The organism is Aminobacter sp. HY435, assembly GCF_027568395.1.
In the GTDB taxonomy this organism is placed as follows: Bacteria; Pseudomonadota; Alphaproteobacteria; order Rhizobiales; family Rhizobiaceae; genus Aminobacter.
Genome location: NZ_JANKZL010000005.1, coordinates 213,623 through 226,061, shown reverse-complemented (window position 1 = coordinate 226,061; position 12,439 = coordinate 213,623). Strand labels below are relative to the sequence as shown.

General features: G+C 64.3%; 14 protein-coding genes and 1 pseudogene. 9 read left to right on the top strand and 6 right to left on the bottom strand.

The window, feature by feature from the left end; all coding sequences use genetic code 11:
* Positions 1–31 precede the first annotated feature (31 nt).
* Positions 32–742: a pyrimidine 5'-nucleotidase gene (locus PCJ21_RS08355; protein WP_269930933.1), complete on the top strand. Its 711-nt coding sequence runs from the start codon at positions 32–34 to the stop codon at positions 740–742.
* Positions 739–1,578: pseudogene (locus PCJ21_RS08350) on the top strand (DUF817 domain-containing protein); the annotation flags it as partial. The gene PCJ21_RS08355 and the pseudogene PCJ21_RS08350, both read left to right, overlap by 4 nt.
* Before the next feature lie 24 nt (positions 1,579–1,602).
* On the opposite strand, the gene PCJ21_RS08345 reads toward PCJ21_RS08350, so the two are convergent.
* Complete coding sequence (locus PCJ21_RS08345) at positions 1,603–2,442, bottom strand: LOG family protein (protein WP_269930932.1); 840 nt, start codon at positions 2,440–2,442, stop codon at positions 1,603–1,605.
* Positions 2,443–2,586: 144 nt separating this feature from the next.
* Between PCJ21_RS08345 and dapD the strand changes: the two genes are divergently transcribed.
* The 5 genes from dapD to PCJ21_RS08320 all read left to right on the top strand — a co-directional run bounded on the left by dapD (position 2,587) and on the right by PCJ21_RS08320 (position 6,277).
* A complete protein-coding gene (gene dapD, locus PCJ21_RS08340; protein WP_269930931.1) occupies positions 2,587–3,441 on the top strand; it encodes a 2,3,4,5-tetrahydropyridine-2,6-dicarboxylate N-succinyltransferase in 855 nt (284 codons plus the stop codon).
* Positions 3,442–3,516: 75 nt separating this feature from the next.
* On the top strand, positions 3,517–3,870 hold the full coding sequence (locus tag PCJ21_RS08335; protein ID WP_269930930.1) for a DUF805 domain-containing protein: 354 nt from the start codon (positions 3,517–3,519) through the stop codon (positions 3,868–3,870).
* Entirely contained in the window at positions 3,863–4,234 is a 372-nt protein-coding gene (locus PCJ21_RS08330) for a DUF805 domain-containing protein (RefSeq protein ID WP_269930929.1), read from the top strand. Before PCJ21_RS08335 ends, PCJ21_RS08330 begins: the two co-directional genes overlap by 8 nt.
* A 244-nt stretch (positions 4,235–4,478) precedes the next feature.
* Positions 4,479–5,666 carry a succinyl-diaminopimelate desuccinylase gene (dapE, locus tag PCJ21_RS08325; RefSeq protein WP_269930928.1) on the top strand — a complete coding sequence of 396 codons (1,188 nt, stop codon included), beginning with the start codon at positions 4,479–4,481 and terminating at the stop codon, positions 5,664–5,666.
* Between the two features lie 14 nt (positions 5,667–5,680).
* The gene (locus PCJ21_RS08320) at positions 5,681–6,277 is read left to right on the top strand and encodes a transporter (RefSeq protein WP_269930927.1); all 597 of its coding nucleotides are present in this window, start codon (positions 5,681–5,683) and stop codon (positions 6,275–6,277) included.
* Between the two features lie 25 nt (positions 6,278–6,302).
* Here PCJ21_RS08320 and PCJ21_RS08315 read toward each other — a convergent pair whose 3' ends face one another.
* Positions 6,303–7,472: an MFS transporter gene (locus PCJ21_RS08315; protein WP_269930926.1), complete on the bottom strand. Its 1,170-nt coding sequence runs from the start codon at positions 7,470–7,472 to the stop codon at positions 6,303–6,305.
* Between the two features lie 48 nt (positions 7,473–7,520).
* Between PCJ21_RS08315 and PCJ21_RS08310 the strand changes: the two genes are divergently transcribed.
* Positions 7,521–8,060 (top strand): Lrp/AsnC family transcriptional regulator, encoded by a 540-nt coding sequence (locus tag PCJ21_RS08310; protein ID WP_269930925.1) that lies wholly within the window; start codon positions 7,521–7,523, stop codon positions 8,058–8,060.
* A gap of 108 nt (positions 8,061–8,168) precedes the next feature.
* Here PCJ21_RS08310 and truA read toward each other — a convergent pair whose 3' ends face one another.
* The 4 genes from truA to def all read right to left on the bottom strand — a co-directional run bounded on the left by truA (position 8,169) and on the right by def (position 11,002).
* Positions 8,169–8,912, bottom strand: a complete 744-nt coding sequence (gene truA, locus PCJ21_RS08305; RefSeq protein WP_269930924.1) for a tRNA pseudouridine(38-40) synthase TruA — start codon at positions 8,910–8,912, stop codon at positions 8,169–8,171.
* A 16-nt stretch (positions 8,913–8,928) separates the two neighbouring features.
* On the bottom strand, positions 8,929–9,438 hold the full coding sequence (locus tag PCJ21_RS08300) for a GNAT family N-acetyltransferase (protein ID WP_269930923.1): 510 nt from the start codon (positions 9,436–9,438) through the stop codon (positions 8,929–8,931).
* On the bottom strand, positions 9,435–10,370 hold the full coding sequence (gene fmt / locus PCJ21_RS08295; RefSeq protein ID WP_269930922.1) for a methionyl-tRNA formyltransferase: 936 nt from the start codon (positions 10,368–10,370) through the stop codon (positions 9,435–9,437). The genes PCJ21_RS08300 and fmt overlap by 4 nt, the downstream gene beginning before the upstream one ends.
* A 101-nt stretch (positions 10,371–10,471) precedes the next feature.
* Positions 10,472–11,002, bottom strand: coding sequence for a peptide deformylase (gene def, locus PCJ21_RS08290; protein ID WP_269931116.1), 531 nt, complete (start codon positions 11,000–11,002; stop codon positions 10,472–10,474).
* A 103-nt stretch (positions 11,003–11,105) separates the two neighbouring features.
* On the opposite strand from def, the gene PCJ21_RS08285 reads away from it, so the two are divergent.
* A complete protein-coding gene (locus PCJ21_RS08285; RefSeq protein WP_269930921.1) occupies positions 11,106–12,365 on the top strand; it encodes a DNA recombination protein RmuC in 1,260 nt (419 codons plus the stop codon).
* Positions 12,366–12,439: the final 74 nt, after the last annotated feature.

Sequence of the window (12,439 nt, the reverse complement as noted above, 5' to 3'; positions counted from 1 at the left end):
TAAAAAATCTCCAGCCATGGCATAAGGAAACATGACCGACATTCCCGACCCCGCCCGCTTCGACCATGTAACCGACTGGGTCTTCGACCTGGACAATACGCTCTATCCGCATCACACGAATCTGTTCTCGCAGATCGACGTCAAGATGACGGGCTATGTGGCGGACCTGCTGACGCTGTCGCGCGAAGATGCGCGCAAGCTCCAGAAGCAGCTTTATCTGGAATATGGCACGACGCTGAACGGACTGATGCAGCGTCACGGCATCGATCCCGACGAATTCCTCGAATATGTCCACGACATCGACTATTCGTGGCTGGTGCCGGATCCGGTTCTGGGTGCGGCCATCCACCAGCTGCCGGGCCGCAAGTTCATCTTCACCAACGGCAATCGCGGCCACGCCGAGCGCACGGCGCGCCAGCTCGGCATCCTCGACCATTTCGACGACATCTTCGACATCGTCGCCGCCGGGCTGACGCCGAAGCCGTCGCGCCAGCCCTACGAGACGTTCACCGCGCTGCACAAGGTGACCGGCGCCAACGCCGTGATGTTCGAGGACCTGGCACGCAATCTGGCGGTACCGAAGTCGCTCGGCATGACAACGGTGCTGATCGTCCCGCGCAATTTCGAGCCGACATTCTCGGAAATCTGGGAAAGCGACCCGACCAACGAGGACGACGTCGACTTCGTCACCGACGATCTCGCCACCTTCCTGGCCACGCTGGTCGAGGCCTCGACGAAGTGAGGCGTTTCACTGCCGTCGAGGCGCGGATCGATGCTGCGGCGCATGCCGTGCTCGACCACCTGCCCGACGGCGGCTTCTACGGGGCGCTGGTCGAATTCCTCGTCTTTGGCCTGAAACAGGCCTGGGCCTGCCTGTTCGGCGGCGCCATGCTGGCCCTGATCATCGCCACCCGCCTGTGGTGGCCGGCCGATGCAGGCCTTGCCCGCTACGATTTCCTGTTCCTGGCGGCGGTCGCCATCCAGGTCGCCATGCTGGCGCTCAAACTTGAAAAGCCGTCCGAAGCAAAGGTGATCCTGATCTTCCACGTGGTCGGCACCGCGATGGAGATCTTCAAGACATCTGCCGGATCGTGGGCCTATCCCGAAGACTGCTTCTTCAGGATTGAAGGCGTGCCGCTGTTCTCAGGCTTCATGTATGCGGCGGTCGGCTCGTATCTCGCCCGCGTCAGTCGCATCTTCGACATGCGCTACAGTAACTATCCGCCGCTGTGGACGACGGTGGTGCTGTGCCTCGCCATCTACGTCAACTTCTTCGCCCACCACTTCACGGTCGACCTGCGCTACGGCCTGTTCGCCGTCACCGCAGCGCTCTATTTCCGCACGGTCGTGCACTACCGGGTCTTCCGCTTCCGCCACCGCATGCCACTGCTTGTCGGCTTCCTCCTGGTAGCGCTGTTCATCTGGTTCGCCGAAAACATCGGCACCTGGTCGCGCGCCTGGATCTATCCCGGCCAGCACGAAAGCTGGACACCGGTCTCGATCCAGAAGCTCGGGTCCTGGTATCTCTTGATGATCATTTCCTTCGTGCTGGTGACGCTCGTCCACCGGCCGCAGCCGGTGGAGCGGAAGGCGCAATCCGGCTCACAGGCTGTAGAAGCGCCGAATGATTTCCCAGGCCTCGTCGGCGGTGTCGACAAAATCGATGATGTCCTGGTCGCCCGGCGTGATCGTGCCCTGCTCGGCGAGGAAATCGAGGTCGATCGCCCGCTCCCAGAATGACTTGCCGAACAGGATGATCGGCACGCGCTCCATGCGCCCGGTCTGGATCAGCGTCAGCGTCTCGAACAGCTCGTCCATGGTGCCGAAACCGCCGGGAAACACGGCGACGGCCTTGGCGCGCATGACGAAGTGCATCTTGCGGATGGCAAAGTAGTGGAAATTGAAGCACAGCTCCGGCGTCACGTAGGGGTTCGGCGCCTGCTCGTGCGGCAGCACGATGTTGAGGCCGATCGACGGCGCGCCGACATCGTCGGCGCCGCGGTTGCCGGCTTCCATCACGCCCGGCCCGCCGCCGGTGACGACGACGAATTCGCGATGATAGGACGCCGCCGAATGCTGCGAGCACAGCCGGGCGAACTTGCGCGCCTCGTCGTAGTAGACGCTGTTGGCCTCGAGGTTCTTGCGCTGCGTTTCGTTCTTGGCCGCCCAGGCCTCGCCGCCGGGCTCGGGGATGCGCGCGCCGCCGAACAGGATGACAGTCGATCGGATGCCGCGCTCGGCCAGTATCATCTCGGTCTTCAAGAGCTCGAGTTGCAGCCGCACCGGCCGCAATTCGCGCCGGGTCATGAACTCTTCGTCGTTCCAGGCGAGACGATAGGTCGACGCGCGCGTTTGCGGCGTATCCGGCACGCTCTTGGCGCGCTCCAGATCTTCGTCGGAGTGCGGCAGCGGCGTCCAGCCAGCCTTGTCCATAGGATTCATTCTCTGCTCGACCCCAAATTACCGTTGCCCGCGACATTCCGCGGCGTCACCGTGATTGACCCCTTCATAAGCCTGAAATAGGGTCCGCGCGATTTTATGCCAGCTTAGAAGCCTTAACCTTAACGGCCCGTAACGGAGAAGTTCATGTCGAAGCCCGATCTCGCAAGCCTCGAAAAGACCATCGACAAGGCGTTCGAGGAACGCGACGGCATTTCGACGTCGACCCGCGGCGAAGTCCGCGAGGCCATCGAGGCAGCCCTCGACCTGCTCGACAAGGGAACCGCCCGTGTCGCCCAGCGCCAGGACGACGGCAAGTGGCAGGTCAACCAGTGGCTCAAGAAGGCGGTGCTGCTGTCGTTCCGCCTCAACCCGATGGAACTGATCTCGGGCGCGCCTGGCGGCGCATCGTGGTGGGACAAGGTGCCGTCCAAGTTCGACGGCTGGGGCGCGGTCGACTATGAGAAGGCCGGCTTCCGCTCGGTGCCCTCGGCGGTCGTGCGCCGCACCGCCTATGTCGCCCCGGGCGTCGTCCTGATGCCGTCCTTCGTCAATGTCGGCGCCTATGTCGACACCGGCACGATGGTCGACACCTGGGCGTCGGTCGGCTCCTGCGCCCAGATCGGCAAGAACGTGCACCTGTCGGGCGGCGTCGGCATCGGCGGCGTGCTCGAGCCGATGCAGGCCGGCCCGACCATCATCGAAGACAATTGCTTCATCGGGGCGCGCTCGGAAGTCGTCGAAGGCTGCATCGTCCGTGAGGGCTCGGTGCTCGGCATGGGCGTGTTCATCGGCCAGTCGACCAAGATCGTCGACCGCGCCACCGGCGAAGTCTTCTACGGCGAAGTGCCGGCCAACTCGGTCGTCGTCGCCGGCTCGATGCCTGGCAAGCCGCTGCCCAACGGCGAGCCTGGCCCGAGCCTCTATTGCGCCGTCATCGTCAAGCGCGTCGACGCCAAGACCCGTTCCAAGACCTCGATCAACGAACTTCTGCGCGATTGATCTTTCGCTGAAACCGAAGCAACTTCGGCTGGCGCGCGAGGGGCGCGCCGGCTTTTTCAGTTTCGGAGGGGTGACATGGACTGGAAGTATCTGCTGACCAGCTTCGATGGTCGAATCAACCGTGCCAAATTCTGGGCTGGCATCGCCGTCATGGTGGCGGCCAGCGTCATCGCCAACCTGCTCGACATGATGCTCGGGCTGGATATCGGCGACTCGGGCGCAGGCATCATCAGTATCGTCGTCGCCATCGCCTCGATCTATTTCGCGCTGGCAATCTACGCCAAGCGCTGGCATGACCGTGACAAGTCGGGCTGGTGGAGCCTGATCGCACTCGTGCCGGTAATCGGCGCCATCTGGATCCTCGTCGAACTGGGGATTCTCGAAGGCACCCGCGGCGCCAACCAATACGGACCGGATCCGCTTGCCTGACAAAACAGATTTTCTCTGGCTGTTCTTTCGCCTGTCGGGCCGCGTCAACCGCGCGGCCTACATCCTCGGCTTCCTGTTCATGCTGATGGTGGTGTCGTTCCCACTCTACCAGTTCATGCGCGTGCCGCCCGAAAGCGGAGCCGCGCAGGTCTGGTCGATGCTGTTCGGCCTGACATTCCTGGTCTTCCTGTGGGCGCACATCGCCTTCAGCGTCAAACGGCTGCACGACTTCGACAAGCCAGGGCTGTTCGCGGTGGCGTTGTTCATTCCCATCGTGTCGATCATCGCCTTCGTGGCGCTGTGCTTCTACCCGGGCACGCCTGGCCCGAATCAATTCGGGGCGCGAACAAACGCACCCGGATAAGATCAGGCAACGTCCTCGGGCCTCAGCCCCGGTGAGCCCTGCCCCCTGGCGCGACGGGTTCTCGACGCCGTTCTGAAGACTGACGACGACAGCAGTCTCCGGCGCATGATCGGCGATGGTCTTGGCGATGGCGTCGGTGTCACGGGATCGTGACGCCTCGACGCTGACCCGAAGCTGGAATTGGCGGCATCCGCCACAAGCCAACGTCGTGACAGAACCCGGCGATTCGACTATCGCTGTGGCCATGAAACTGCCAACCGATCCCGCCGAGAACCTCGCCGCCCTCATTCGCTGCCCGTCGGTGACGCCTGCCGAAGGCGGTGCGCTGAGCGCGCTGGAAGGCATGTTGAAACCGCTGGGCTTTGCCGTCGACCGCCCGACCTTCTCGGAGGACGGCACGCCGGACATCGAAAACCTCTATGCCCGCCGCTCGGGCAACGGCCCCCACCTGATGTTTGCCGGCCATACCGATGTCGTTCCCGTGGGCGACGAGGCGGCCTGGACGCATCCGCCCTTCGCGGCCGAAGTCGCCAATGGCGAGATGTACGGCCGCGGCGCCGTCGACATGAAGGGCGGCATCGCCTGCTTCATCGCCGCTGTTGCCCGCCATGTCGAAGCCACCGGCGGCCCCAAGGGTTCGGTTTCGCTGCTGATCACCGGCGACGAGGAAGGCCCCTCGATCAACGGCACCGCCAAGCTGCTCGAATGGGCGGCGTCGCGCGGTGAAAAATGGGATGCGTCGCTGGTCGGCGAGCCGACCAATCCGGACGCGTTGGGCGACATGATCAAGATCGGCCGGCGCGGTTCGCTGTCGGCAACCATCACCGTCACCGGGCGCCAGGGCCACGTCGCCTATCCGCAACTGGCAGACAATCCGGTGCGCGGGTTGATGACGCTTGTCGATGCGTTGCTCACTCCTGTGTTCGACAAGGGCACCAAGGATTTCCAGCCGTCCAATCTCGAAGTCACCACGTTCGACGTCGGCAACACGGCCACCAACGTCATCGCCGCCAGGGCGAGCGCCACGTTCAACATCCGCTACAACGACACCTGGACGGACGAGACCCTGCAGGCGGAGATCCACAACCGTCTCGACAAGGCGAGCGGGCGCAAGAAATACCGCAAGGGCCGCAAGGAGCCGATCGAGTTCGAGCTCACATGGCGCAACCGTCCGAGCCACGTCTTCCTGACCCGCAACGACAAGCTGATCGACGCACTGGGCGGCTCGATCAAGGCGGTCACCGGACGCAAACCGAAGCTGTCGACGACAGGCGGCACCTCCGACGCACGCTTCATCAAGGATTATTGCCCCGTCGTCGAATTCGGCCTCGTCGGCAAGACCATGCACATGGTCGACGAGCGCGTGCCGCTTGCCGAACTGGAAATGCTGACCCAAATCTATCAGCGGTTCCTCGAGGACTGGTTCGGATAGCAGCACGGGACGACATGTTGGCCGGCGACGAAATTCAGCAAAATCTGGCAGGTGCGTGGAGGCTGATGCTGGGCAAGGCCGACGGCCTGCGTCTGCTCGATCTCAGCGCCGACGGCTTCTGGAACTCATTCTTCGCCATACTTGTCGCCGCACCGGCGCTGATCGTCGGCTGGGTCGGAGTTTCCGACGAGCTGTCGCTGCAAGGGCCTGCCCTTGTCGGGCGTTTCGGCATCATCCTGCGCCTGGCCATGATCGATATCGGGGCCTGGGTCGTGCCACTCGCCGCCTTTGCGCTGGTGGCGTCGAGGGCGGGCGTTGGCGACCGTTTCGTGCACTATGTGGTGGCCAGCAACTGGGCTTCGGCGATCATCGCCTGGCTGATGCTGCCGGCCGCCCTGATCAGGATGCTGCTGCCGACCGCACAGGACCTGATCACTCTGGTCTCCCTGCTGCTGTTTGGGCTGTCGATGGTACTGAGCTGGCGCATGACGAATGCGGTCATCGGCAAGGGAACGGCGGTCGGCTCGGCGGTCTTCGCCGCGATGTTTGTGGTGTCGCTGATCGTCCTGCTGTCGCTGCAGGCGCTGTTCGGGATCTACGTGCCCCAATAGCTGCAGCGCGTTCCGCCGGCGTTCATCAACGCCAGGCCGCGGCAGCAGCTGCGACGAGGGTCAGGCCGGCGGCAACCAGAGCGGACGCCGCGAAGCCCAGGGTCGCGTAGATCGGGCCGAAGGCGGTGGTGCCGACAAATACAGCGAGGTAGGTCACCGCGCTGTTCAGTCCCATGATCGTGCCGCGCTGGGCCGGATCGAGCGCCGAGAGCCGCATGACGAGCACATTCAGACCGAAGTGGTTGGCTAGCCCCCACAGCGCCATGACCGCGATCAGTACGCCAAAATTGCCTGCCACAAGGGCCAGCAACACATAGATCAACGCGACGAGCAGATATGCGACCGGCATCACGCGGCGGGCACCAAGGCGATCAACAATGCTGTCGAGCAATGCAGCCGCGCCAAAGCCCAGGCCATACGCAACCGCCGCCAGCCCGCTGGCGCTGACGGGACGCCCAAGTCCCTGGTTCAGGTGGTCGCCGAGATAGCCATAGACGCCGTAGAACGCTGTCATGAACGCGCCGCAGGCAACGAGCAGTGGTACGATGCCGGGGGTCGCCAGCGCGCCCCACGGCGCCGGTGCAGCGCCGCCGGAAGGCCTGTCGTCACGGGCAATGGCCGACACGGCGGCGGTGGCCGCACAGGCAAGCAGGGCGACAGCGCCAAACACCGCGCGCCAGTGGACAAGATCGGCAAGCACCGCCGACAGCGAAACGCCGGCAACCATCGACAGCGTCCAGCCCGTCAACACCACGCCGATGGTACCGCTTTCGCGTCCGGGCGGGGCGATCGCGGCAGCGCTGGCGTAGATCGCCGGCAAGGCGATGCCAGCGGCGATGCCGGCAAGCAATTGCGCGGCAATCAGCACGGCGACTGCCGGCGCAAGCGCGCAAGCAGCCAAGGCCAATGCAAACAGCGCCAGCGCGCCCATCAGCATCCGCCGCGCGCCGACCCGGTCGATGTAGCGGGCGAGGAACAAGGCGCTTGCGGCCGTGCCGAGGCCAAAAGCCGAAGCCGCGGCCATGACCACGGGCGCGGAGCTTGCAAAGCCATGCGCGACTTCCGGGGCGATAGGCCCGAGCACCAGCGAATTGCAGCCGATAACGGCGATGCACAGCGTCAGCAGATAGGCCGCACTGGGAATGGGGGCCGCTGGCGCGACGAGAATTGCGGCTTGTTGATTGACATTCGACATCGTCGCATAATGTCCGAATGAAATTCAGCTTCAACGGGGATTTTCGACATGGATCTAGAAACAGATACCATTCGGCCGAGCAAGCTTCCGGAACGCAGCATCGACGCGACCGACCGAAGGCTGTTAGGCGTTCTGGTCGAGGACGCCACCGTTTCGTACGCCGAGCTTGGCGATCGCTGCGCTCTGTCGGCGCCGGCCGCGCATGAGCGGGTCAAGCGGATGCGCCGCTCCGGCGCGATACGCCAGACGGTAGCGCTGGCGGATCCGAAGGCCGTCGGCAAGCCGCTGCTGGCCTTCGTGCACGTCGACACGAAGGGCTGGGGCAAGACACCGGAGCTGATGGCCGTTTCGTCATTTCCCGAGGTCGAGGAAATCCACACGGTCGCAGGCGACGCCTGCCTGCTGCTCAAAGTCAGGACTGAAGACACGCGCGCGCTCGAGGGACTGCTTGCGCGCCTCTACGATACGCCGGGGGTGACGTCGACGCGCAGCTACGTGGTGTTGTCCACCTACCTCGAACGGCCCGTGCAACCCGGCATCACCCAGGACTGGCCCGCGCCCAGGCACATGGCCAACCCTATCTACTAGAGCAATTCCAGGAAAAGTGTGACGCGGTTTTCCGTTTGGATTGCGTCAAAACAAGGAGATAGAGCGTTTTCGCGATTCGAAGAAAAGCGAAAATGCTCTAAGGCGCGACTAGTAGTCTACGCCGGTCAGGTAAAGGCCGTCGGGTGGCGCGACCTGGCCGCAGGCGGCACGGTCCTTCGCTTCGAGCGCCAGGCGCAGGTCGCCGGCGCTCCAGCCGCCCTCGCCGACGCGCTTCAGGCTGCCGACCATCGAGCGAACCTGGTTATGCAGGAACGAGCGCGCCGAGGCGCCGATCTCGATGATGTCGCCGCGGCGCGTCACTTCGAACCTGTCGAGCGTGCGCAACGGGCTGTTGGCCTGGCACTGCGTCGAGCGGAAGGTGGTGAAATCGTGCCGGCCCAGCAGCACCTTGGCGGCGTCCGCCATCGCCTCATGGTCGAGGCGCTTGGGCACCCACCAGATCTTGCCGCGCTCGAGCGCCGCCGGCGCGCGGCGATTGAGGATACGGTAGATGTAGTGACGGCCGGTGGCCGAAAACCGCGCATCGAACTCGTCCGGCACCTGCCGTGCGGCCAGGATGGCGACGGTTTCGCCTGCCACCTGCAGATGTGCGTTGACCGCATCGCGGACCTTGTCGTCGGCCCACGCCCTGGTCAGGTCGGCATGGGCGACCTGCGCGGTCGCATGCACACCGGAATCGGTGCGGCCGGCCCCGCGAAGCGCGATCTCGTCGCCACTGAACTTCAGGATCGCCTGTTCGATGGCGGCCTGCACCGTATGCAGGCCAGCCTGCCGCTGCCAACCGGCATAGGCGCGACCATCGTATTCAATGTCGAGGCGGTAGCGGGGCATGCGGTACTGGCTGTCGTCAGGCGGCGAGTGCAGTGCCGAAAGCGGAGGCGTAGACCAGCTTGCCGGTCGCCGGCGCATCGCCCCAGGCCTGGGCCTGCAGCGCGTCGCACTGATAATCGCTTTCGAATTGGGCCGCGCGCTCATGGCTGTAGCCGAAGCGGCCATAATAGGCGGGATCGCCCAGCACCACGGCCAGCGTCTCGCCGGCATCCTTGAGGCGGATATGGGCCTCGCGCACCAGGGCGCCGCCAATGCCGGTGCCGTGGAAATCGGGTTCGACCGCCAGCGGCGCAAGCGCTACCGCCGGGACAGTCTTGCCGCCGTTCTGGACATAGAGCCTGGAAAACAGGATGTGGCCGACAACCTCGCCATCTTCCTCGGCAACGAGTTCGACGACCGCATCGCCTTCGGCGACCAGCGCATCGACGAGACCGGCCTCGGCCTGCTGTCCGAATGCGTGTTCTTCAACAAGGCGGATCGCCTCACGGTCGCGCGGGGTGGCCGCGCGGATCGACATCATGCTCATGACAATTTCATTCCTTTTTCGATCTTGGCACCGCGCAGGAATTCATCCGCGGTGACGGGTTTTCCTCCCGCCCTCTGCACCTCGACCAACCTGACGGCAGCGTCGCCGCAGGCAATCTCCAACCGGTCGTCGAGAACCGTTCCCGGCTCCCCTTGCCCAGCGGACCGATGCGAGCGCAACACCTTGAGGCGCTCGCTCCGTCCGCCGATTTCGAATTCACACCAGGCACCAGGAAACGGCGAAAGACCGCGGATCGTGCTGTCGACCGCCGCCGCCGGCAATGTCCAATCGATCCGCGCTTCGGCTTTCTCGATCTTCCTGGCGTAGGTAACGCCCTCGCTGGCCTGAGGCACTGTTTCCAGCCTGCCCGCTTCAAGTTCAGCCAGCGCTTCTACCATGAGCGAGGCTCCCACCGCCATCAGACGATCGTGCAACTCGCCAGCGGTCATGTCGGGTCCAATCGCGACTTTTTCAAGTCGCGCGACCGGACCGGTGTCCAGCCCCTCTTCCATGCGCATGACCATCATGCCCGTCTCGGCATCGCCTGCCATGATCGCGCGCTGGATCGGGGCCGCACCGCGCCAGCGCGGCAGAAGCGAGGCGTGGCCGTTGTAGCAGCCCAGCCGCACGCCTTCGAGAATGGCCTTCGGCAGCAGCAGGCCATAGGCAACCACCACTGCAACATCGGCCTGCAAGTCGCGAAACGCCGCCTGCTCGGCCTCGCCCTTCAGCGTCAGCGGCGTGCGCACCTCGATGCCAAGCCGTTCCGCCTCGCGTTGCACCGGCGATGGCGTCAGTTCGAGCCCGCGACGCCCCGCGGCGCGCGGCGGCTGCGAGTAGACGGCGACGACCTCGTGGCCGGCTTCAACGATCGCTCGCAGCGTCGGAACGGAGAAGTCCGGCGTTCCCATGAAGATGACGCGAAGGCTCATTCGTTTCAGGCGATCCAGTTCGAAGCCCCGGACGGCGACGGCCGCCCGATCAGGCTTACGCTTCAAACGGGTTTACGAGCCTGACGTCAAGCCTGGAGTGGTCACCCAACCATGCGGCTTGGCGCGCGATCCTTGGCGAGCTTCTTGAACTTGCGCAAGACCATGTCACGCTTGAGCTTGGAGATGTAGTCGATGAACAACACGCCATCGAGATGGTCGATCTCGTGCTGGAGGCAGGTGGCGAGCAGTCCGTCGGCCTCGATCTCGTGCTCCTTGCCGTGCTCGTCGAGATACTTCACCCGCACCGTCGCCGGACGTTCGACCTCGGCATAATAGTCCGGGATCGAGAGGCAGCCTTCCTCGTACACCGAGGAATCATCGCTTCGCGACAGAACTTGCGGGTTGATGACAATGCGCGGCGCCGGCTCCTCGCCTTCCTTGGCAAGGTCGATCACCAGCATGCGCAGCGGTTCGCCGACCTGGATTGCGGCAAGGCCGATGCCCGGCGCGTCATACATGGTGTCCAGCATGTCACGCGCGAACCTGCGGGTGGCATCGTCGATGCGCTCCACCGGCTTGGAAACTTCGCGCAGAAGCGGATCGGGAAGGATGATTAGCGGCTTGATCGTCATGCGCTTCAACTAGGATGTCCGGCGAAAACCGTCAACCACCAGCACACTACGATGTTCCTGCTTTGATCTGTCGCAGGCATGCGAATCGGCTATGCTGGAGCGCATGAACCCGATTTCCACGATCCTTTCCGAACCGGTCGCCCAACTCGGCGCCACCATCGTCACGCTCGGCCACGTGCTGGCTTTCGGGACGCTTTTGTTCTTCGGCCTGCTGACGGCGATGGTCGTTGCCCTGTGGCGTTCGGCCAGGGCACGCTCGGTGGCGGCGACGGAGGCGGCCGACCATGCCCGCGACGCCGAGGCGCGGATGGCTGGCATCTTGCAGGCGCAAGCGGAGATGCAGGGGCGCCTGGGAACCGTCGCCGAGATCTTCGGCTCGCGCCAGGCGGAACTGACGCAGTCGCTCAGCCAACGGCTCGACGCGATGACCGGCCGCATCGGCCAGACCATGGCCGAACAGACCAAATCGACCCACGACAGCCTGGCCAAGCTGCAGGAACGCCTGGCCGTGATCGACACCGCACAGGGCAACATCCAGTCGCTTGCCGGCCAGGTCGTGCAGTTGCAGGCGATCTTGTCCAACAAGCAGACACGCGGCGCCTTCGGCCAATCGCGCATGGAAGCGATCGTCGCCGACGGCCTGCCGCTCGGCGCCTATGAGTTCCAGGCCACACTATCGAACAACAACCGGCCCGACTGCCTGGTGAAGATGCCCAACGGCGCGCCATCGCTGGTCATCGACGCCAAGTTTCCGCTCGAGGCGTGGAACGCCATTCGCGCGGCGGCCGACGTCGACGGCGCGGCCGAAGCGCAGAAATATGCCGCGCAGGCCTTCCGGCGCGATCTCGAGGTGCACATCAAGGCGATCTCGGACAAATACCTGATCACGGGCGAGACGCAGGACACCGCGTTCATGTTCGTGCCGTCGGAATCGATCTTCGCTGAAATCCACGAGAACTTCGAGTCGCTGGTGCACCGGGCGCATCGCGCCCGGGTGGTCATCGTCTCGCCCTCGTTGCTGATGCTGTCGATCCAGGTGATCCAGGCAATCCTCAAGGACGCCAGGATGCGCGAGCAGGCGCACCTCATACAGGGCGAGGTCATCCGGCTGATGGAAGATGTCGGTCGCCTCGATGAGCGCGTGCGCAAGCTGCAGACGCATTTCTCGCAGGCCAACAAGGACATCGACGACATCTTGGTGTCGTCGTCGAAAGTCACCAAGCGCGGCGAAAAGATCGAAGCCCTTGAATTTGGCGCCGGCCAAGGCACGGAAACCGACGAGGCGCCAAAGCGCGAAGCGGCGCGCGCAGCCGATTCCAAGACCGGCCAGCTTCGGCTGCGCGTGGTCGAGGAACGCGACTAGCGCGAGCGGAACCCGCGCCAGTCGGCCGCATGCGCTAGAGCGCCGTGCGTCCGAATGGACGCGCAAGGGACGCT